The 19,416-nt window shown below is 37.0% G+C and carries 20 protein-coding genes and 3 tRNA genes; 12 read left to right on the top strand and 11 right to left on the bottom strand.

Going from position 1 to position 19,416, the window contains the following annotated elements; translation table 11 throughout:
* Window positions 1-73 precede the first annotated feature (73 nt).
* The 4 genes from rlmKL to QUE09_RS09200 are packed head-to-tail and all read left to right on the top strand — an operon-like array spanning window position 74 to window position 6,149.
* Entirely contained in the window at window positions 74-2,224 is a 2,151-nt protein-coding gene (gene rlmKL / locus QUE09_RS09215; protein ID WP_286232483.1) for a bifunctional 23S rRNA (guanine(2069)-N(7))-methyltransferase RlmK/23S rRNA (guanine(2445)-N(2))-methyltransferase RlmL, read from the top strand.
* Window positions 2,224-2,457 (top strand): glutaredoxin family protein, encoded by a 234-nt coding sequence (locus tag QUE09_RS09210; RefSeq protein WP_286232482.1) that lies wholly within the window; start codon window positions 2,224-2,226, stop codon window positions 2,455-2,457. Before rlmKL ends, QUE09_RS09210 begins: the two co-directional genes overlap by 1 nt.
* A complete protein-coding gene (uup, locus tag QUE09_RS09205) occupies window positions 2,457-4,376 on the top strand; it encodes an ATP-binding cassette ATPase Uup (protein WP_286232481.1) in 1,920 nt (639 codons plus the stop codon). Before QUE09_RS09210 ends, uup begins: the two co-directional genes overlap by 1 nt.
* A 24-nt stretch (window positions 4,377-4,400) precedes the next feature.
* The gene (locus tag QUE09_RS09200) at window positions 4,401-6,149 is read left to right on the top strand and encodes a DUF3466 family protein (protein ID WP_286232480.1); all 1,749 of its coding nucleotides are present in this window, start codon (window positions 4,401-4,403) and stop codon (window positions 6,147-6,149) included.
* A 112-nt stretch (window positions 6,150-6,261) separates the two neighbouring features.
* Here the strand turns inward: QUE09_RS09200 and gap are convergent, their stop codons facing one another.
* Window positions 6,262-7,260: a type I glyceraldehyde-3-phosphate dehydrogenase gene (gene gap / locus QUE09_RS09195; protein ID WP_286232479.1), complete on the bottom strand. Its 999-nt coding sequence runs from the start codon at window positions 7,258-7,260 to the stop codon at window positions 6,262-6,264.
* 250 nt (window positions 7,261-7,510) lie between these two features.
* Between gap and gnd the strand changes: the two genes are divergently transcribed.
* Window positions 7,511-9,031: an NADP-dependent phosphogluconate dehydrogenase gene (gene gnd, locus QUE09_RS09190; protein ID WP_286232478.1), complete on the top strand. Its 1,521-nt coding sequence runs from the start codon at window positions 7,511-7,513 to the stop codon at window positions 9,029-9,031.
* A 1-nt stretch (window position 9,032) separates the two neighbouring features.
* On the top strand, window positions 9,033-9,413 hold the full coding sequence (gene msrB, locus QUE09_RS09185; protein WP_286232477.1) for a peptide-methionine (R)-S-oxide reductase MsrB: 381 nt from the start codon (window positions 9,033-9,035) through the stop codon (window positions 9,411-9,413).
* Window positions 9,414-9,419: 6 nt separating this feature from the next.
* On the opposite strand, the gene QUE09_RS09180 is transcribed toward msrB, so the two are convergent.
* Window positions 9,420-10,226 carry a DUF2989 domain-containing protein gene (locus tag QUE09_RS09180; RefSeq protein WP_286232476.1) on the bottom strand — a complete coding sequence of 269 codons (807 nt, stop codon included), beginning with the start codon at window positions 10,224-10,226 and terminating at the stop codon, window positions 9,420-9,422.
* A gap of 154 nt (window positions 10,227-10,380) precedes the next feature.
* Between QUE09_RS09180 and QUE09_RS09175 the strand changes: the two genes are divergently transcribed.
* Window positions 10,381-11,829 carry a glyceraldehyde-3-phosphate dehydrogenase gene (locus QUE09_RS09175; RefSeq protein WP_286232475.1) on the top strand — a complete coding sequence of 483 codons (1,449 nt, stop codon included), beginning with the start codon at window positions 10,381-10,383 and terminating at the stop codon, window positions 11,827-11,829.
* A 116-nt stretch (window positions 11,830-11,945) separates the two neighbouring features.
* Complete coding sequence (locus QUE09_RS09170; RefSeq protein ID WP_286232474.1) at window positions 11,946-12,143, top strand: hypothetical protein; 198 nt, start codon at window positions 11,946-11,948, stop codon at window positions 12,141-12,143.
* Window positions 12,144-12,146: 3 nt separating this feature from the next.
* Here the strand turns inward: QUE09_RS09170 and QUE09_RS09165 are convergent, their stop codons facing one another.
* The 6 genes from QUE09_RS09165 to QUE09_RS09140 form a co-directional block, all read right to left on the bottom strand.
* Complete coding sequence (locus tag QUE09_RS09165; RefSeq protein WP_286232473.1) at window positions 12,147-12,479, bottom strand: TusE/DsrC/DsvC family sulfur relay protein; 333 nt, start codon at window positions 12,477-12,479, stop codon at window positions 12,147-12,149.
* A 2-nt stretch (window positions 12,480-12,481) separates the two neighbouring features.
* Window positions 12,482-12,760, bottom strand: coding sequence for a DsrH/TusB family sulfur metabolism protein (locus QUE09_RS09160; RefSeq protein WP_286232472.1), 279 nt, complete (start codon window positions 12,758-12,760; stop codon window positions 12,482-12,484).
* A gap of 4 nt (window positions 12,761-12,764) precedes the next feature.
* Window positions 12,765-13,127: a sulfurtransferase complex subunit TusC gene (gene tusC / locus QUE09_RS09155; RefSeq protein ID WP_286232471.1), complete on the bottom strand. Its 363-nt coding sequence runs from the start codon at window positions 13,125-13,127 to the stop codon at window positions 12,765-12,767.
* Complete coding sequence (gene tusD / locus QUE09_RS09150; protein WP_286232470.1) at window positions 13,124-13,501, bottom strand: sulfurtransferase complex subunit TusD; 378 nt, start codon at window positions 13,499-13,501, stop codon at window positions 13,124-13,126. The genes tusC and tusD overlap by 4 nt, the downstream gene beginning before the upstream one ends.
* 66 nt (window positions 13,502-13,567) lie before the next feature.
* On the bottom strand, window positions 13,568-14,236 hold the full coding sequence (locus QUE09_RS09145) for a Bax inhibitor-1/YccA family protein (protein ID WP_286232469.1): 669 nt from the start codon (window positions 14,234-14,236) through the stop codon (window positions 13,568-13,570).
* Between the two features lie 133 nt (window positions 14,237-14,369).
* The gene (locus QUE09_RS09140) at window positions 14,370-14,966 is read right to left on the bottom strand and encodes a DNA-3-methyladenine glycosylase I (protein ID WP_286232468.1); all 597 of its coding nucleotides are present in this window, start codon (window positions 14,964-14,966) and stop codon (window positions 14,370-14,372) included.
* Window positions 14,967-15,114: 148 nt separating this feature from the next.
* Here QUE09_RS09140 and QUE09_RS09135 point away from each other — a divergent pair.
* From QUE09_RS09135 to QUE09_RS09125, 3 genes are all read left to right on the top strand, one after another.
* Window positions 15,115-15,205: transfer RNA gene (locus QUE09_RS09135), tRNA-Ser, on the top strand.
* 118 nt (window positions 15,206-15,323) lie between these two features.
* A tRNA-Ser gene (locus tag QUE09_RS09130) sits at window positions 15,324-15,414 on the top strand.
* A gap of 385 nt (window positions 15,415-15,799) precedes the next feature.
* Window positions 15,800-16,021, top strand: coding sequence for a hypothetical protein (locus tag QUE09_RS09125; protein ID WP_286232467.1), 222 nt, complete (start codon window positions 15,800-15,802; stop codon window positions 16,019-16,021).
* A gap of 134 nt (window positions 16,022-16,155) precedes the next feature.
* On the opposite strand, the gene QUE09_RS09120 is transcribed toward QUE09_RS09125, so the two are convergent.
* From QUE09_RS09120 to QUE09_RS09110, 3 genes are all read right to left on the bottom strand, one after another.
* Window positions 16,156-16,232: transfer RNA gene (locus QUE09_RS09120), tRNA-Pro, on the bottom strand.
* Between the two features lie 99 nt (window positions 16,233-16,331).
* A complete protein-coding gene (locus tag QUE09_RS09115) occupies window positions 16,332-18,002 on the bottom strand; it encodes a DUF3413 domain-containing protein (protein ID WP_286232466.1) in 1,671 nt (556 codons plus the stop codon).
* A 43-nt stretch (window positions 18,003-18,045) separates the two neighbouring features.
* The gene (locus QUE09_RS09110) at window positions 18,046-18,261 is read right to left on the bottom strand and encodes a YejL family protein (protein ID WP_286232465.1); all 216 of its coding nucleotides are present in this window, start codon (window positions 18,259-18,261) and stop codon (window positions 18,046-18,048) included.
* A 74-nt stretch (window positions 18,262-18,335) separates the two neighbouring features.
* Between QUE09_RS09110 and yejK the strand changes: the two genes are divergently transcribed.
* A complete protein-coding gene (gene yejK, locus QUE09_RS09105; RefSeq protein WP_286232464.1) occupies window positions 18,336-19,400 on the top strand; it encodes a nucleoid-associated protein YejK in 1,065 nt (354 codons plus the stop codon).
* Window positions 19,401-19,416 lie beyond the last annotated feature (16 nt).

The raw sequence follows: 19,416 nt of genomic DNA, 5'->3' as shown, positions 1-19,416 counted from the left end.
TTTATTAGAAAAGCACTATTCGTAACTATACGGATTGTTTATAATTGCGGTCTATTCTCATAGGAAGCTCTGTATGGAAATCAAGTCTACACATCAATTTTTAGCGTTAACATCACCTGGTATCGAAATTTTATTGGCGCAAGAGTTAACGTCGTTTGGTGCCGACGACGTTGTACAAAAACCAGAAGGTGTTTATTTTTCCGCTGCAATTGAAACCGCCTACCGAATTTGTATTTGGACAAGGTTTGCTTCTAGAGTGTTATTAAAACTAGCATCAAGTGATGCTGATGACAAAGATACTTTGCATGCGGCGGCAAGTGATGTTGTTTGGTCAGACATTTTTGATAGTGATAAAAGTTTTGCTATTGACTTTGTTGGTAAAAGTCGTGAAATACGTAATAGCCAATTCGGTGGATTAACCGTTAAAGACGCCATTGTAGATCATTTTCGCGATTGTGGATTAGCTCGCCCTAATGTAGATAAATATCAACCAGATATTCGTATACAAGCAAGGTTACTGAAAGGAAATGTGAGCTTTTATTTAGATTTTTCAGGCCGGTCATTATTCCAACGTGGTTACCGTGAAAGTACGGGGGCTGCACCGTTAAAAGAAAACCTTGCAGCAGCTATTATTACCCGTAGCGGTTGGTTGGATGATCAAACTAAACCACTTATTGACCCAATGTGTGGCTCAGGTACTTTGCTGATAGAAGCGGTGTCAATGGCTATTGGATGCGCACCGAATATTCATCGAGATACTTGGGGGTTTGAACATTGGTTAGCACATGAAGTCGAAACATGGCAACACGCTTTAGCTGATGCTAAAGCCAATACAGAACAAGCACTAGCTCAATTTTCTGGAAAGGTATATGGCTATGATGAAGACGGTCGTGTACTAAAAGCGGCTAAACAAAATGCACGTAATGCTGGGTTTTCTGATTTTATTGAATTTTCTGAAGCCGATGCCAGCCAACTAACAAATAAGTTCAGTGATGCAGGTTATATCGTTTTCAACCCGCCTTATGGCGAGCGTATTGGTGAACTTCCTGAATTAGTTGAAACCTTCGTACATTTAGGCCAGTCATTTAAAGAAAACTTTGATCAATGGCGAATTTCAATATTTACGGCCAATATAGAACTGTTAACGTTATTGAAATTAAGTAGTGATAAACGTTATAAATTTAAAAATGGTCCGTTAGATTGTCAATTAGCTTGTTATCAAATAAACGATAAACAGCGTGCTAAAGACGAACGTACGCCACAAGCTGACTTTTCCGGTATGGATTCAGCATTTGCTAATCGTTTGCTAAAAAACCGAAAAAACTTAAAAAACTGGCTTAAAAAAGAACAACTAGATTGTTACCGTTTATATGATGCTGATATACCAGAATATAATGTAGCGGTAGATGTTTATGGTGATTACCTTGTTATTCAAGAATACGCGCCACCAGCTAATATTGAACCCACTAAAGCGGCTAAACGTTTGCAAGAAGTGATTTACTTCGCGCCAAAAACGCTAGAAATTCCTGCCGATAAAGTCGTCTTAAAAACGCGTGCAAAGCAGAAGGGCACAAATCAATATCAAAAACTTGCTCAAAAGCAACAGTCTATAACCTTAAGCGAGTATGGCGCCAAATTTAAAATTAACCTCTGGGATTACCTCGATACAGGCTTATTTTTAGATCACCGTAAAACACGACAAATTGTCGCACAGAAAGCGAAAAACAAATCATTGCTCAATTTGTTTGCGTATACAGGCTCTGTTTCCGTTCAATCCGCACTTCATGGTGCAAAATCAGTCACAACAGTAGATATGTCAAATACCTACTTAAGCTGGGCGAAAGAAAACTTTGATTTGAATAACCTAAGCGGTGAACAATACAGCTTTATTCAAGCAGACTGCTTAACATGGTTAAAAGAAAATAAAAACGGATTTGATGTTATTTTTATTGATCCGCCTACGTTTTCAAATTCAAAACGTATGGAAGATAGTTTTGATGTACAGCGTGATCATTTAGACGTAATAACTGACGCCGTTGCCAGTTTGAATGAAGGCGGCGAGATTATCTTTACCAACAACAAACGTAACTTCAAAATAGATCATGATGGACTCGCAGCGATTGGGTTAAAGGCAACTAACATTTCTGAGCAAACGCGAGATAGAGATTTTCAGCGCAATAAACATATCCACAATAGTTGGTTAATCACGCGGGTGAATAGTTAATGACAATTGAATACTATTTATATAGCAGCGAAGGCTGCCACCTTTGTGAACAAGCATTATCGATGTGTTTGGCGCGAATTGAGGAGCAAGCGCTAAAGGTAGTTGATATCGTTGACGATGATCGACTTGTTGCAGAGTATGGCGTACATATTCCTGTATTAGAACATTGTAAAAGTGGTGAAAAGCTTTTTTGGCCATTTACTGAACAACAAATAAATGAATTAGTAGTCTAATGGAATTAATAAGAATTACACAAGGTGAATTAGCCTTTGGTACCGATCATATTCTCGACAAAGCAGAGTTACGTATAAAACAAGGTGAGCGCGTATGCCTTGTAGGACGCAATGGTGCCGGTAAATCATCTTTATTAAAAATACTGAATAAGAAACAACAGCTAGATGATGGCGATTTTGTCATTTCTAATGATGTTCGTGTCTCAATGCTAGAGCAAGATCCTCCAGAATCGTGTGATATGTCAGTATTTGACTATGTTGCACAAGGTATTGCAGAAAATGCTGTATTAATACAAAAATACCACAACCTTATTGGAGTGGTTGAGCAAACACCTTCGGAAGAAAATTTAGAGAAGTTGTCTGTTGTGCAGCAGGCATTAGAGCAAGCTAATGCGTGGCAAGATGAACAACGTATCGAACAGGTATTAACAAAGTTATCATTGAATGCCGCAAGTAAAGTGAGTGCATTGTCTGGTGGTTGGTTGCGTAAACTTGCATTAGCTAGAGCATTAGTATCGAACCCAGAAATTCTTTTGTTAGATGAACCGACTAACCATTTAGATATAAATAGTGTCTTATGGCTCGAACAATTTTTAAAGGAATTTAAAGGTACTATAGTTTTTATCAGCCATGATAGAGCCTTTATCCGTGGCCTTGCTACGCGTATCGTCGATCTTGATAGAGGTATATTAACGAGCTATCCAGGTAACTATGATATATATGTTGAGCAAAAACAGCATGATTTACAGGTAGAAGCACAGCAGAATGCGTTATTTGATAAAAAATTAGCTGAAGAAGAAACCTGGATTAGACAAGGTATAAAGGCAAGAAGAACACGCAATGAAGGCCGGGTTAGGGCATTAGAAAAATTGCGTTTAGTACGAAAACAACGTCGTGAACTTAATCATCAAAGTGATATGAAAATATCAACGGGTGAACGTTCAGGGAAGCTCGTTTTCGAATCCAACCAATTAACAATTGCTTTTGATGATAATGTTATCATTAAAAACTTGGATCTATTGATCTCTCGTGGTGATCGTTTAGCGTTAATTGGCGCAAATGGTACGGGTAAATCAACTTTAATTAAATGTTTGATGGAACAATTAAGCCCCACCAAAGGTAAAATGCGAAGTGGTGTAAATTTGGAAATTGCCTATTTTGATCAGCATAGAGAAGCGTTAGATCTAAATAAAACGGTACAAGACACAGTTGCTGACGGCAAGCAAGATGTCACCGTTAATGGTAGAACGCGTCATGTATTAGGCTATTTGCAAGATTTTCTATTCAGTCCAAAGAGAGCAAGAACACCTGTACGCGCACTTTCAGGTGGCGAAAAGAACAGGCTATTACTTGCAAGGCTGTTCTTACGTCCAAGTAATTTACTTATCTTAGATGAACCAACAAACGATCTAGATATAGAAACTTTGGAATTATTAGAAGAAGTCGTTGCAAATTACGCAGGAACCGTTATTTTAGTCAGCCATGATCGCGACTTTGTTGATAATTGTGTCGATACTTGTTTGTATTTTGACGGTACTGGCCAGATAACACAAATTGTTGGTGGTTATGATGATGTAGAGCAGTATGTTGCTCGTGTCGATGCGTCACGAAAGGCGCACGCAAGTGCAGTAGAAAAAATAGAAACACCTGCCAACACACAAGAGACAAAGAAGGGTAAGGTTCAAGAAAAGCCCGTCAAGAAAAAGCTATCTTATAAAGATTCAAGAGAGCTAGAGGCTTTACCTGACCTAATTGATAGTCTTGAACAAGAAATAGCAGCATTACAAGAACTGGTTAATGACGCTGGATTTTTTACACAAGATCCAAATGAAACGCAGAAAACATTGAACCAGCTAGAAGAAAAAGAGTCGAAACTCGAAGTTGCCTACGCTAGGTGGCAAGAACTAGACGAAATATAGAAATCATAAGAGTTACGTAGTTACATGAAAATATTGGTAAAATCGGTCTTAACACTCAGTATTGGCAGTGCATTAGCCTTGACATCAGCACAAGCAGCTACCTATAAAATTATTGATAAAGGGGCCGCTGATAAATTTAAATATACTTATTCACAACAAGAAAATAATTTTGGTCAAATGGCCATATCAGGTACAGATGCGTACAACTTTCCGGTGCAATTTAAGTATTTTGATGAAAATGATTACGATAATATTGTGCGCTACGCTCAGCGTAGTCATGATTTAGTTAGCGGCATCAATGATATTGAAGATGAAGATGCGCTACGCGCTGGAACGCCAACAGCAAACGATTTGTTTTGGGCTGAATATTATTTAAAAGAAGTGCAAAACAATAGTTTATACCATCAAAAATATGGTGATATTGTTGCAATGATAAACGTTGGTGGAGAATCAGAAGAATTTACTGTGTTTGATGTTGCATTCGAAGACACTGAAACATTGACACGTTCTACGGTTGATTATATCAATGGTATTACCGATGATGGTTGGGTATACGGCAATGGCTCAGCGCCATTTTTACCAGTACCTTTTACGGAAGCTGACGGTAGTGAAGTAACGGTTTGGTTAAGTGAATTTACCACGCGAGCATTTATGTCACCAGATGCAGGTGAAACCATTATCCCTATTTTTCCACCTGAAGCGACTTACGGTGGTGAATCAGCTATTCTAGATATCAGTGACAACGGTATTGCTGTTGGCTATGCAAGTACTAGCATTGTAGAAGAAGTTTTAGAGGTGATTGAAAGTGAAGACGGTGGTTGTCGTGATCCTGATGTGTTAGATGACTTACCGTTTGAAGCATGTGTTCAATTACGTGCAAACGGCATGTACAACAATGAAGCATTTAAATGGTATTTAGATGCTCAAGGTGAGATTTCTAAAGAGTCATTAGGCTTTTTAGTAACACCTCATCCGGATGATCCTCGTCAACATATTAGTATTGCGCAGGCTGTTAATAGTAATGGTGTTGCTGTTGGTTATGCGACCGGTTGGCAAGATGAAACGGAAACGGATCCGAGTGAATTAGAGCGTACTAGTTTATATGCTGTAGTTTTTAAAGACGGTGAAGTTAAAGATTTTACCGAAGACCATACAGAGTACTTTGATTCACGTGCTTATGATATTAATGATGCGGGTATTGCTGTAGGTCATGCAACAACATTAAGTAATGGTTCCTATCGTAAGAAGTTTTATTATGTAGATACCAATGAAGAAAATCCTCAAATGGTACTACCAAAAGATTTTTTCACTGGTTCATCAAGTTCTGCTCGTGCTATCAATGAACACGGCATTATTGTTGGTCAAGGTGAAATAGAAACGCATAATGACAGTTCATCTAATCCACGTCGTACGCATGGTTTTATGTATGATATAAATACTGATACGTTTACCAACTTAAATGAATTATTACCTTGTGATTCACCATATACGGTGATTGAAGTACGAGATATTAACGAAAATAACGAAATATCTGGCTCTGCTGTGATCAGAGTAGAGCGTCGAGATGCAAAAGGTGACATTATGTATGACGACAATGGTAATGCCTTGATGGAAGACGTTATACGCGCTATTAAGCTACAACCAGTGTCTGGCGAAGTTGAAGACTGTGCAAAGGTTATTGAAGATGTTGAGCGTAAAGGGGCATCTACTGGTTTATTTAGTTTAATGTTGCTAAGTTTATTCGGCTTTGCAAGACGGTTTACTAAAAGTTAGTCACACAACTTTTTTAATCGCTATAAAAAACGCCACTTAATGTGGCGTTTTTTTTCATCATTTTAAATGTAAAGCGGCAACTTAATTACCGCCTTATGGGGATCAGTCAGATTTAGTTATTTGAAATATATGCAACAAGATCTAATACCTTGTTTGAATAACCAATTTCATTATCATACCAAGAAACAACTTTAACAAAGGTATCTGTTAGGGCAATACCAGCACCAGCATCAAACACAGAAGTACACTTTTCACCAACAAAGTCGTTTGATACAACTTGATCTTCTGTGTAATCAAGTACGCCTGCCAATTCACCTGCAGCAGCTTCTTTCATTGCGGTACAAATTTCTTCATACGTTGCTGGGTTTGCTAAATTAACAGTAAGATCTACAACAGATACGTTTGGCGTTGGAACGCGGAACGACATACCTGTTAACTTGCCATTTAATTCAGGAATAACTTTACCTACAGCTTTTGCTGCACCAGTAGAAGAAGGAATAATATTTTGGCTCGCACCACGGCCACCACGCCAATCTTTAGCAGACGGACCATCTACTGTTTTTTGCGTAGCTGTCGTTGCATGAACTGTTGTCATAAGGCCATCTGTAATACCCCATTTATCGTTTAACACTTTAGCGATAGGTGCTAAACAGTTAGTTGTACAAGAAGCATTAGAAACAATGTCTTGTCCTTGGTAACTCTTGTTGTTAACGCCCATTACAAACATAGGGGTTGAATCTTTTGAAGGTGCAGACATCACCACTTTTTTAGCGCCTGCTTCAATATGTTTTCGTGCAGTCTCGTCAGTTAGGAATAAGCCTGTAGATTCAACAACTACATCAGCATTTACTTCATTCCACTTTAAGTCAGCAGGGTTGCGTTCAGCAGTAACGCGCACTGCTTTACCATTCACGATTAATTGACCACCTTCTACATCTACGGTGCCATTGAAGCGCCCATGAGTAGAGTCATACTTCAACATGTACGCCATGTACTCAACGTCAATTAAGTCGTTAATACCTACAATTTCAATGTCGTTTCTTTCTGCAGCTGCTCTAAATACAAAACGGCCGATACGACCAAAACCATTAATACCTACTTTAATCGTCATAATAATTCCCATAAAATGATAATGTAGTAAAATTACATCATTTGAGAAAAAAAACAAGAAAAAGTTATAAAAACGTAAAAACAACCAGCATTAACGTGAATTTAATTACAGCTAAATAAAAAAATACTACATTTTTAAAAAATATCGATAATTTGGCTAGGAACTATTAAAAGTACCGTGATAAAATATACTGCAAAGTTAAAAAATATAACTATTCTTGAATTTATATTAGCGACCCTCTGGAAATTACATGACACAAGAACAACAACTTTGCGATATAGGATTTATCGGACTCGGCGTAATGGGCAAAAACTTAGTGTTAAATCTTGCCGATAATGGTTACACCATTGCCGCATTTGACCTAGACCATGAAAAGGTAAAGGAAGCTATCGCGCTAGATAAAGAAGAAAATACCTCAGACCTTGAACGAGTTATTGGTTGTTTTTCATATACTGAATTACTGTCAAAGCTTAAAGCCCCACATTTAATTGTATTATCAGTGCCTGCCGGTGAACCAGTTGACCAAGTATCTGAAAGCTTAATTGGTGCTGGTATTCAGCCAGATGATATTGTTATAGACACAGGTAACAGCTTGTGGGTCGATACTGTTGCTCGAGAAGAAAAATACAAAAGCAATTTTATTTTATTTTCGTCTGCAGTGTCCGGTGGCGAAGAGGGTGCTAGATTTGGTCCTTCATTAATGCCTAGTGGCTCACCTTATGCTTGGACGCGTATAAAACCTATTTGGGAAGCAATTGCCGCTAAAGTGGATCCTAAAACAGGTAAACCATTAGAAAGAACTAAGCCTGGCCAAGTTGTAGATTCCGGCGACCCATGTACTGCTTATATTGGTCCTGCAGGAGCAGGCCATTATGTAAAGATGGTACACAATGGTATTGAATATGCTGATATGCAGATAATCTGTGAAGCATACCATGTACTGCGTTCTGGATTATCGCTATCTACGGATGAAATCGCTGATATTTTTGACCAATGGAACAAAGGTCCTTTAGATAGCTACTTAATGGAAATTTCTGTTGAAGTTTTACGCCATAAAGAAGAAGGAAAACCATTAGTTGATCTGATTTTAGATAAGGCAGGGCAAAAAGGAACAGGTCTTTGGACCGCCGTGAGTAGCTTAGAAGTAGGCGCGCCTGCTCCAACAATTTCTCAAGCAGTATATGCACGATCAATTTCTTCATTTAAGGCATTACGCGAACAGGCTGATGAGCTATTAACTGGTCCTGCGCAGCAAAGCTTTACAGAAGAAGAAAAAGCAACCTTCATTAATGAGCTACATGACGCAATTTACTGTGCAAAAATTTGTGCATACGCTCAAGGGTTTCAATTAATGAAACTTGCGGAAAAAGAACATGGTTGGAAACTAGACTTTGCCAGTATTGCTAAAATTTGGCGAGCTGGCTGTATAATAAGAGCTGTATTTTTACAATCAATTACCGATGCATTCGAACGACATGATGATTTAGAAAACTTACTTTTAGATGAGTTTTTTGCTAAACAGCTCAATGACAATCAGCAAACATGGCGCAGAGCGATAGCCAATATTACGTTAATGGGAATTCCTGCAGGTGCTTTGTCTTCAGCACTTTCTTATTATGACTCAATGCGCTCAGGTGTATTACCTGCTAACCTTTTACAAGGGCAACGAGATTACTTTGGTGCGCACACTTTTGAACGTGTTGATAAGCCGAAAGGCAAAAAATATCATGTTCAGTGGTCGAGTAATAATAAAGAAATGGTAAAAATCTAATATGAAATCTGATGACGACTATAAAAAACAGCTATCGCCAGAGGCTTATCAAGTATGTCGTCAAGGGGCAACAGAGGTGCCTTTTTCAGGAAAATATAATGATCATTGGCAACAGGGTGTGTATTGTTGTGCATGCTGTAGCCAACCATTATTTGAGTCAAATACAAAATTTAGTGCCGGTTGTGGTTGGCCAAGCTTTTATCAAAGTATTAATGATCAGGTAAGTTATTTACCTGATCATTCTCATCATATGATCAGAACAGAAATTCAATGTAGTCACTGTCAATCCCATTTAGGCCATGTATTTGATGATGGCCCTGAGCCAACAGGTAAAAGGTATTGTGTAAATTCGTTGAGCTTAAATTTCGAACCATCTTCATAATCAATATTAAAATTTTGGTTTTTTGAACTCTAGCGATTCTATTTTATTAAGCGTAGCTTCTGCTACTTGATCTAAAAATTCATAATCTAATTTGTGTGTTGCAATGTAATTCTCTAGCGCATTATGGGCTAGTACTGGATCTTCAGGGTCATATAAGCTCAACACTTTTAACCAAATATAGGCTTGTTTAGGCTCATTACGTTTTGCAAAAATAGATGACAATGATTTAAACACTTCATCGTTAATATCTTCACTACTGTCCAAGACCTCTAACGAATGAAAGAGTAGTTGTAAGGTTTTAGCAGGGTCTCGCTTTATATAATAAGTGGCTAATTCATATAGAGATTCTGAAGTCTCCATTTCTTTTGTGCCCTCTAAAGAAAGAAACTTTTCTAGTGCTCTTTCATCGAGGTGCCGAGTCCAATGGTAATAGAGTAGGCGAGGATGGTTTGAATTTTTTGTTTGTTCTGATATCTCGTCAATTCGCGCGCGCGCATGCATCATATTGTTAATGCGCCTAGTCTTTTTTTCTTTTAACTTTATATGCTCTATTTTTGAGGCATGAGAAATACATTTTTCATAACCTTCATATGCAATAAGTTGATGAAATTTAGGTAGGTCATCAGCAGGTGAAAGCTTGGCATCAACATTGGCAATACCTACGGCAATTCTTTCCCGTTTACACCAAGAATCTTCTGTGAATTCTTGACAAATTTCAGGGTTATCTTTACATAATGCCGCAAAGTTCGTTCCAGAATCACAAGAAGTTATAAGGAAAAGCACTGTAAAAACAGTAAGGTAACGGAATATCATTTTAAATCCTATCATTTAATGATAAATATTGTGTAGTCTGTGGCGAAAACTTTCATATTCGATTACAATACGCGCCGCAATTCACTATTGTTAATAATTACTATAATTAATAATAGTACCTGGTTCAATTGACTGAAATAAAAAGGTTTAAGCAATGACTTCTCATTTAGAGGAACAATACCAAACAAGCTGGTTAGAACGCCAAACTTTCGCGGAAAACATGCAGCCAATTATTGGCCAATTATTTCGCAATAAAGGCATTGAAATTACGGTTTATGGCCGTCCTTTAGTAAATGCATCAGCAATCGATATTATTAAAGCACATAAATCAGTTGCGCTGCACGAAGAAAGTAAGCTAAGACTTCGTGAAAGCTTTCCTTTCATTGAAGCACTTACAAAAATGTCATTAGCGCCTGCTCGCATTGATGTTGGTAAACTTGCTTATCGTTACCTTTTTAAAGGCGAAGCTAATGGTCTTTCAATTGAACAATTTTTAGAAAAAGAACTTACCGAGATTGGTAAAAATGTACAAGAAGAAGATGCGCAAGATGTTGTACTTTATGGTTTTGGTAGAATAGGGCGTTTATTAGCGCGTTTACTTATCGAACGCACAGGTCCAAGTTCTAAGTTAAGATTGCGTGCAATCGTGATTCGCCCAGGTAAAGATGGCGATTTAGCTAAACGTGCTAGTTTACTTCGACGCGATTCGGTACACGGTGCTTTCAATGGCAGCATTACAATTGACGAAGAACATAATGTAATAAAAGCAAACGGTGCATTTATTCAGATTATTTACGCTAAGTCTCCTTCAGACATCGACTATACACAATATGGTATCAACAATGCACTTGTAGTCGATAACACAGGTATCTGGAGCGATGAGGAAGGATTAGGACAACACTTACAATCAAACGGTGTTGCAAAGGTGCTATTAACTGCACCAGCAAAAGGTGATATCAAAAATGTTGTTTATGGTGTAAATCATAAAATGATTTTACCAGAAGATACTATTATATCAGCAGCAAGCTGTACAACGAATGCTATTACTCCTGTATTAAAAGCGTTAAATGACCGCTTTGGTATTAAAAATGGTCACGTTGAAACAGTGCATTCTTATACCAATGATCAAAACCTTATTGATAACTACCACAAATCGCCGCGTCGTGGTCGCAGTGCGCCATTAAACATGGTAATTACCTCTACAGGTGCTGCTAAAGCTGTTGCTAAAGCACTACCAGAGCTAAAAGGTTTGTTAACAGGTAACGCAATTCGAGTACCTACGCCTAATGTATCAATGGCGATAATGAACTTAAACCTTAAAGAAGCGACAACGACTGCAGAATTAAATGACTATTTACGCAATATTTCGTTGAATTCTGATTTACAAAACCAAGTTGATTACACAGCTTCTACAGAAATTGTTTCAACTGATTTAGTCGGTTCAAGATATGCAGGTGTTGTAGATTCTCAAGCAACGATTGTGGAAGATGATAGAGCAGTACTTTATGTTTGGTATGATAATGAATTTGGTTATAGTTGCCAGGTAGTGCGAGTAATGCACGAAATGGCAGGTATTAATGTGCCTACATTACCGACTAAATAATTGATACGTAAACAGTATTAAAAAAAGGCGCTTAGGCGCCTTTTTTATTTAAGAATTTTGCGCTACAGTCGATACAGTAACAGGTAATAAAACGTAGTACTTAATAGAGAGGTTTTATGTCTATCACAATTTCAGATAATGTTGATTCAGTACAAACCAATACCACTAAAGGTGGAGGCGTATTGGTCGCAAAAAAAGCGAATAACCAACAAGAACTAGAAGGTCAAATGGCGTTAAAGTTAATTGAGTCTGCTAGTATTAATACGCAAACACCTGTAGGTAATAGTGGTAATAACATTAATATCAAAGTATAAGCATTAAATGCATCGCGCAGGTTTAGGTAAGCCTGCGTATTTGGTTGCTTGTTTTGCAGGCCCGTCTGGAAAAAGCCGATAAAGATAACGGCTATTTGCTTTTTCTGCGCCAAACTCCGCTTTCATCGCTTTAGTTAACGCTCTAATTGCAGGTGAAGTGTTATATGTTAAGTAAAATTCACGTACGAAACGAATAATCTCCCAGTGATTTTCAGTAAGGGTAATGCCATCACTTTCCGCGAGTTTAATCGCTAATGCATCTTCCCAGTCATCAATGTTAAGCAAATAACCTTGCTTGTCTAGTGCTATTGTTTTTCCATCGTGTTCAATGTTCATTGTTAAGACCACGTAATATTATTTTCATAATTAAAAAGTTGTGCCGGTAATTGCTGAGCTGATATTTGATTTATATGATCGGGTATAGATAAACCACGTGCCTGCATATGCTCAGAAATAACAGTTATATTTGTGTTATTTAATGTTAACAACCAAGGAGTAGAAAGGTTGTAACAGCCATCGTCTAGAAAAATAATACCATCTTCTTTATTTACTAAAGATAAATAATGAGTAAAGTTATTTTTTAACGCTGATTCTCTAATTAAGTGTAATGTTGCCATATGCTCAAAAGTTTAAAATAAAATGGTGACGTTTTAGCGAAGCAGAAAATTCAATGGCCGGTAATATACTTAAACCATCAATTTCATTAATAGCGGTTAACCCACGCTGTAATAAACTGTCCTGGCATACATAGATATGTTCGATATCGTAAAAAGCTAACGCATCAAAGGTCTTAATAAAGTTTTTAATGTTAAGTTTTTCTGGCTGGCTTTCTTGTACAAGTTGCCAGACTCCATCGCCGTGAAAATAAAGGCTTGTTGGTTGTTCATAGCTCCCCATTATTAAGGCAACATCTAAGGCATCTTTAGCGTTAGCATGGCCAAAAGGGGCTGTTTGATTGATAATAGCTAATGATTTGATACTCATAGTTGAATCATCCTATCTGCGCTGTTTATCAATGCGACCATTTCACCTAAACCTGAAGGTTTAAAACCTTGCTGTATTGTTTGTAATGATGGTTGCCCATCGTCTAGGAAACACGTTAAACCGAAGCGCTCTGCAGCAGTACTGCACAAGTGTAATGAAATATTGAGGTCTTGCGCAATATTACGCCATGCGATAGATAAGTTGACTTCGTCGCTTGGTAGGTCAATATTTCGTGCACCATTTAGTACACCAGCTTGATAGAAAAATACACCGGTAACGTTAAATTGCATTGCGGCATCTTTAACAAATTCTAATGCCGTTTTTGTAAAATGACTCGTCGGCGGAGTGGTGACAATAATTGCAATATTTTTCACATTTACCTCATAAAAAAAAGCCTCGTTAAACGAGGCTTTTCATTATATACAATTTATATACTAAATTTAATCATCACCGCCAAATGCGCCTAATAAATGCAGTAGACTTGTGAAAATGTTGTAGATATTAAGATACAAACCTACCGTAGCGCGGATATAGTTAGTTTCACCACCATGGATGATGCGGCTAGTATCAAATAAAATCAAGCCAGACATTATCATGATAATTGCAGCACTAAGCGCTAACGATACCGCTGGAATAGCGAAGAAAATATTTGCTATTGCTGCAACGATAACAACAAGTAAACCAACCATTAAAAAGCCACCCATAAAGGAGAAGTCTTTTTTACTTGTTAATGCATAGCCTGAAAGTGCAAAAAAGATAAGGGCAGTGCCACCTAGCGCTTGCATGATCAAACTACCACCATTAGCCATTGCTAAATAGTAGTTAAGAATAGGGCCTAATGAGGCACCCATTAAACCTGTAAAAGCAAATATCCAAAAAATACCACTTGCTTTATCGGCTTGCTTATTTACAACAAATAACAAACCAAATGCCACTAGTGTCATCACTAAACCAGCCATATGAGACAAGCCCATGGCCATAGAAACACCGGCAGTGACGGCACTAAAAGCTAAGGTCATTGACAATAACAAATAGGTGTTTTTCAACACTTTGTTGATTTCAATAGCAGAGCTTCTGCTCGCCGTTTGAAAACTCATATCAGGTCTCATATATATTCCTCTAAGAACTTTTACGTTGTAATTTTAAGATAAGGGCAAATTAAAGAAGTTCAAGTTAAATAACATCTTTATTGACACCTTGTGACATATTATGACATAGGATTTAAAAATTACCATCGCTTTTTTATTGATTAAACTGCTTAGTAATTTGTTGCTTTCTATAACAGTTCATACTGTGATCGTTAATCATGCCACAGGCCTGCATATGAGCATAACATATTGTAGAACCAACAAATTTAAATCCACGTTTTTTTAAATCTTTGCTAAAAGCGTCAGACTCTTTGCTAGTCGCTTGATATTCTTCGAGTGTTTTTGGCGTGTTTACTATTGTTTTATTGTTTACAAATTGCCATTGATAAATACTAAAACTACCAAATTCATGTTGAATCTCAATAAAACGCTGGGCATTGTTAATAGTCGCTTCAATTTTTTTTCTATTTCTAATTATTCCAGGATCACGCATTAATTGTTCTACGTCGGTTTCGGTCATTTTAGCCACTTGATGGACATCAAATTGTTTAAAGGCATTTTTATAGCCTTGTCGACGCTTGAGTATTGTATACCAACTTAACCCCGCTTGCGCTGACTCTAACGTTAGATATTCAAAAAGTTTGACATCATCATGAACAGGGACTCCCCATTCTTGGTCATGATACTTAACATAGTCGTCTTTAGATGTATCTAGCCAAGGGCATCGACATTTAGTGGCTTTTTCTGTCATAAGTAACGGTTTTATGCCTTATTGTGGTTGATTGCTATGCAAAGTGATTAAATTTTTAGCAAACGAGCAATCATAGTGAAATTAACACTTTACAAGCGAGTAGGGACACTTTAATATTCGCCCCGTCTTTAAGCAAGACAAGTTTTCAGGTGAGATGGCTGAGTGGTCGAAAGCACCGGTCTTGAAAACCGGCAAGGGTTTGTAGCCCTTCTAGGGTTCAAATCCCTATCTCACCGCCATATATGAAAGCCTCGAGAATTCGAGGCTTTTTTCTTCAAGAAAACTGTAAAAAATAGCTTTACATCTGTCGAACGAATTATTACTATTCGCACCGCTTTTGAAAAAGCAAAAAAATTTGGTGAGATGGCTGAGTGGTCGAAAGCACCGGTCTTGAAAACCGGCAGGGGTTTGTAGCCCCTCTAGGGTTCAAATCCCTATCTCACCGCCATATTCAAAAAAGCCCGCCTTTATGGCGGGTTTTTTGTGTCTGTAGCAAAATACGTTCAAGTATGGGCTAAATCACTCTTTCACCGATATATTCTGAAGTAAATAACGTGTACTCGTTCTGTATCTATGTAACAATTTAAACGCAGTAGTTGTATAAACTTTTACACTTTCATGCATTGCGCGCTAAATCAATGTACCTGACCTAACAATAATCCTCATCTCTACCATCTTATAGCTGCAAACATTCTTCTAACCGTTTTTGATAAGTTGTTGCACTCAAAACACTTTAGTTTGATATTTCAACGTTAAGTGTTTAAATTGTAATCTGTGATGGAGTTTTTATTTACTAAAAATAACGATAAATTATTAAAAATAGAGAGGTAAATATGGGGAAAGCTAAAAACGATGTATTAATAGAAAATGAAAACCTATTCAGGGCATTATTCAGTGCATTGGCTGCAGTGTTATTTATCGTGCTTGCTGTTAATTACGTTGGCACGTCAGGCCTTTTATTATTTAAAGTGTTATTTGTACTTGCAGCACTCTATTTTACATTGAGTACATTGGCATATGCGGCTTACTATACCAATGATTTACAAAGTGAGTAGCAATTCACGAAAATAAACACAGTTATGTGACATTGTATAGAAAGGATGCATATAACTGTGTTAGTAAATTTTCAACACATAAGGCTTAAAGAGGAACAAGAGTAGTCAGAAATATCTTGCTTGCTTTGAAAAAATGGTCGGGATAGCAGGACTTGAACCTGCGACCTCACGTCCCCCAGACGCACGCGCTACCAGACTGCGCTATATCCCGATAGCGCAGTATAATAGCGCTTCTTAATTTTTATGCAAACATTAATATGGCTGAATCATTTAATTGATTTTTTATTGACCAATTAGCGTCGATTTTTGCCTAATTTGTTTGGTTTGCTTGATTATATTGTTTAATAAAGTGAACACCATCAATCATTAAAGGAAAGTCTTTATTGACCGTTATAGGAGCTTCTAGCTGTCTAGAATAACTTTGGAAGTTACCATTTTGATCAACTAAAACAGATTTATCTTTACTAAACACCATAATACCGTTGTCTACAGTATTCGCGATGATGCGACTGCGTGATAATGTTGCGATATCTGAACCAACGCTATGATTAATGCCTTCAAGTGGACATTTTAGCCAATTCTTTAACAGTGAAGGAACAACGTCAAAGTGGCTCGTTAAGCGATTAAGTGCTTTGTTAGTACCATTAGGATTAATAAACAGTGCCGGTTTAATGTTTAGGCCATCTTCAATACTTTTATTACCAACAGAGCTTATCCAAATATAATCTTTGGTTGTTTTAGTACGTTGGGCCAATAGTAGGGCATCTACAAACAACTCAAACTGATACTGATCTTCATCTGCAAAATAATAGATATAAAGCGCTTTTTTTGCTGACACTAACTTATCACCTACAACAAAGTTAGCTATGTCGTTGTAATAATGTGTGGTGTCAAAAAATGGTTGATAATGTGCTAAGTTTTCAACGTTACTCTCTGAAAAAACCGTTAACTCAGTTGATATATTCTTTGCTGATAATACCTGAAACAACACAGGCGTGTTTTTTGCGTCTAAAATTTGTTTTTCGTAGATAGATGGCAGGCTGTAGAGAAGGTTGAACCATGAGTTTTTTGGTAACGCGTTATCAATATGTTTTAATAGTGTTAAGGTACTTTCGTTAGTTCTGTTAGAAAACTGTTCAATTTGTCGCTGTGAAATATCGCTGCTAGTTAATACCAAAATAGTACTATTATTTGGTGTGCTTTCGTTTGAACAAGCTGCTTGTATGTTCGGATAAACAGGTGTTTGTTTGCCAAAAGATAATGGACTAGTACGTCTCGCCATATAGTCTTCTTTGTCAAACATGCCATATTTGGTTAACAGCGTTTTTGCTGTTGCAGGGTAAGATAAAGGTAATACAGTATCTTGTCTTAAAACGTCATATTCAAGGTTAGCATCAGCCCAAATATGAGTGATATGGCTAAAGAAGAATGATACAACCAAGCCAAAAACAACAAATTTTGCATATACATTTTTTTGTAATTCGCGTAAATGTTTCCACGCGTAGTTACTGACAACGAGTTCAAATGTAAAAATTGCGAAAAACAATAATAAGCTAACAAACCAAAATGCGCGGTTGTTTTGACTTATTTGAGTTTGTATTAACGCTATTATTTGATCACTTGATGAGGCGTTTAAATGATAGCCTAAACGCGCGTAAATAAACGCATCTAACAATAAGAGTAGTAAGCCAAATGTGAAGACAATTGACGCTGTTGCCCGAATAAAACGCGTTTTAGGTAATATGAGTGTTAATGGAAAAATCAATAACACGAAGCCTATAAAGGTAAGAAAACCCATATGGCTAAGCCAGGTAGTTATTAAATATGCTTTACCTAGTAGTGTTTCAGGTAATGATTCAGTAAATAAATAAAACGTCGACAGTAAAATTGCTGCCAGAATATTAAAAAATGTAAACCAATGGCTCCAGCTTACTAATAGCAGTAATCGTTTACTGTATGTGGATGATTTGTTTGTAACCATTAAACTTTGTTACTCTTATTCTTGTTTATAGGACAAAAACGAATTATTTTTTTATCGACTGTTTTAAAGCATGCGTAAAATTTTCAACAATAGCTTGTCGTTGAGACTCTTTTATATCATGCTGAATAATATTAGTAACGACATTGCCTAAACACATTAATGCGAGATCAGCGGTTACTTTTTCATCAACCAATACATTTTGTAGGTCTTGGATAATTTTTTCTACACGTTCGTTCGAATACTTAGATACAATAGGCATAATAACATTTAAAAATCTTTAATAATTGCGTTAAGTTTATCAAAAGCTTACTCAATATCATACTGACATTACTTATGAGTTTAATAATTTCTAACATTGCACTTCATTATATCACCCGAACTGGCGAAAATAGCGACGTTCAAGTAACGTTTGGTCCAGAGCAGGTTGAAATAACACCGCGAATTGAAAACTTCGTTGATTCACTACATAACATATACAATGGTAAAGGTAGCAAGGCGTACGGCCATTTTACCGACGAACCAACACCAACCGATCACAAGAACTTTATCGAATTGATCACTGACTATTTAGATGAAACTGAATCATTTAATGACTTTAGTAAAAAATCTACAGCGTTATTAAAGTTAGAGTTAGAAAAATATGACATAGAAGAAAATGGCTATTTAGTCTTTTGTCATTATGAGCATATGGGAGGGCGATATTTACTTGTTGCTGTTATCCCAGTATCGGAACATTACTCTGTTGATGGTGACTTAACGATTTCAGCGAATAAACACTTAGATACGTCGAAGTTGCAGTTAGCTGCTCGTATTGATTTATTTGATTTTCAACAAAATGCCCAAGGTAATCGATACATTTCTTTTATTAAAGGACGTGCAGGACGTAAAATTTCTGATTTCTTTTTAGAGTTTCTTTCTTGCCAAGAAGGTTTAGACGCAAAAGAACAAACGCAAACATTGGTAAAGGCAGTTGAAGATTTTGTTTCTGTTAATCAACTTGATGCACAAGAAAAACAAGAAACTCGTAAAGAGTTACTTTCTTATTGTAAAGATCAAAAAGAATCAGCACAGGAAGTCTCCATCAAGGAACTCGGCAATGTCATTTCAAAAGAGGGGGCTAAGCAGGATTTCTATAGTTTTTGTCAAAGCAATGATTACCCTTTAGAAGATTCATTTCCACATGATCAGGCCATTGTAAATAAGGTAACTAAATACTCTGGTTATGGTGCGGGTATCAGTATTAGTTTTGAACGTAGTCATTTTGGGCAAGATGTTGTGTATAATGCAGCTAATGATAGTTTAACAATATATAAAGTGCCGCCAAATTTGAAAGATCAGTTATTAAAGCTGCTTCAAGATGAAGATCGTGCGACACAGACCAGTCAGCCTTTTGAATAAGTGGCTTGGCAAATTA

Origin of the sequence: Thalassotalea sediminis, assembly GCF_030295915.1 — a bacterium.
GTDB classification, from domain to species: domain Bacteria; phylum Pseudomonadota; class Gammaproteobacteria; order Enterobacterales; family Alteromonadaceae; genus Thalassotalea_C; species Thalassotalea_C sediminis.
This window is presented reverse-complemented; position numbering and strand designations above follow the sequence as displayed.

Excerpts from the sequence above, each read along its gene's own strand:
- rlmKL (WP_286232483.1), top strand. The coding sequence starts at position 74 with ATGGAAATCAAGTCTACACATCAATTTTTAGCGTTAACATCACCTGGT.
- QUE09_RS09210 (WP_286232482.1), top strand. The coding sequence starts at position 2,224 with ATGACAATTGAATACTATTTATATAGCAGCGAAGGCTGCCACCTTTGT.
- uup (WP_286232481.1), top strand. The coding sequence starts at position 2,457 with ATGGAATTAATAAGAATTACACAAGGTGAATTAGCCTTTGGTACCGAT.
- QUE09_RS09200 (WP_286232480.1), top strand. The coding sequence starts at position 4,401 with ATGAAAATATTGGTAAAATCGGTCTTAACACTCAGTATTGGCAGTGCA.
- gap (WP_286232479.1), bottom strand. The coding sequence starts at position 7,260 with ATGACGATTAAAGTAGGTATTAATGGTTTTGGTCGTATCGGCCGTTTT.
- gnd (WP_286232478.1), top strand. The coding sequence starts at position 7,511 with ATGACACAAGAACAACAACTTTGCGATATAGGATTTATCGGACTCGGC.
- msrB (WP_286232477.1), top strand. The coding sequence starts at position 9,033 with ATGAAATCTGATGACGACTATAAAAAACAGCTATCGCCAGAGGCTTAT.
- QUE09_RS09180 (WP_286232476.1), bottom strand. The coding sequence starts at position 10,226 with ATGATATTCCGTTACCTTACTGTTTTTACAGTGCTTTTCCTTATAACT.
- QUE09_RS09175 (WP_286232475.1), top strand. The coding sequence starts at position 10,381 with ATGACTTCTCATTTAGAGGAACAATACCAAACAAGCTGGTTAGAACGC.
- QUE09_RS09170 (WP_286232474.1), top strand. The coding sequence starts at position 11,946 with ATGTCTATCACAATTTCAGATAATGTTGATTCAGTACAAACCAATACC.
- QUE09_RS09165 (WP_286232473.1), bottom strand. The coding sequence starts at position 12,479 with ATGAACATTGAACACGATGGAAAAACAATAGCACTAGACAAGCAAGGT.
- QUE09_RS09160 (WP_286232472.1), bottom strand. The coding sequence starts at position 12,760 with ATGGCAACATTACACTTAATTAGAGAATCAGCGTTAAAAAATAACTTT.
- tusC (WP_286232471.1), bottom strand. The coding sequence starts at position 13,127 with ATGAGTATCAAATCATTAGCTATTATCAATCAAACAGCCCCTTTTGGC.
- QUE09_RS09145 (WP_286232469.1), bottom strand. The coding sequence starts at position 14,236 with ATGAGACCTGATATGAGTTTTCAAACGGCGAGCAGAAGCTCTGCTATT.
- QUE09_RS09140 (WP_286232468.1), bottom strand. The coding sequence starts at position 14,966 with ATGACAGAAAAAGCCACTAAATGTCGATGCCCTTGGCTAGATACATCT.
- QUE09_RS09125 (WP_286232467.1), top strand. The coding sequence starts at position 15,800 with ATGGGGAAAGCTAAAAACGATGTATTAATAGAAAATGAAAACCTATTC.
- QUE09_RS09115 (WP_286232466.1), bottom strand. The coding sequence starts at position 18,002 with ATGGTTACAAACAAATCATCCACATACAGTAAACGATTACTGCTATTA.
- QUE09_RS09110 (WP_286232465.1), bottom strand. The coding sequence starts at position 18,261 with ATGCCTATTGTATCTAAGTATTCGAACGAACGTGTAGAAAAAATTATC.
- yejK (WP_286232464.1), top strand. The coding sequence starts at position 18,336 with ATGAGTTTAATAATTTCTAACATTGCACTTCATTATATCACCCGAACT.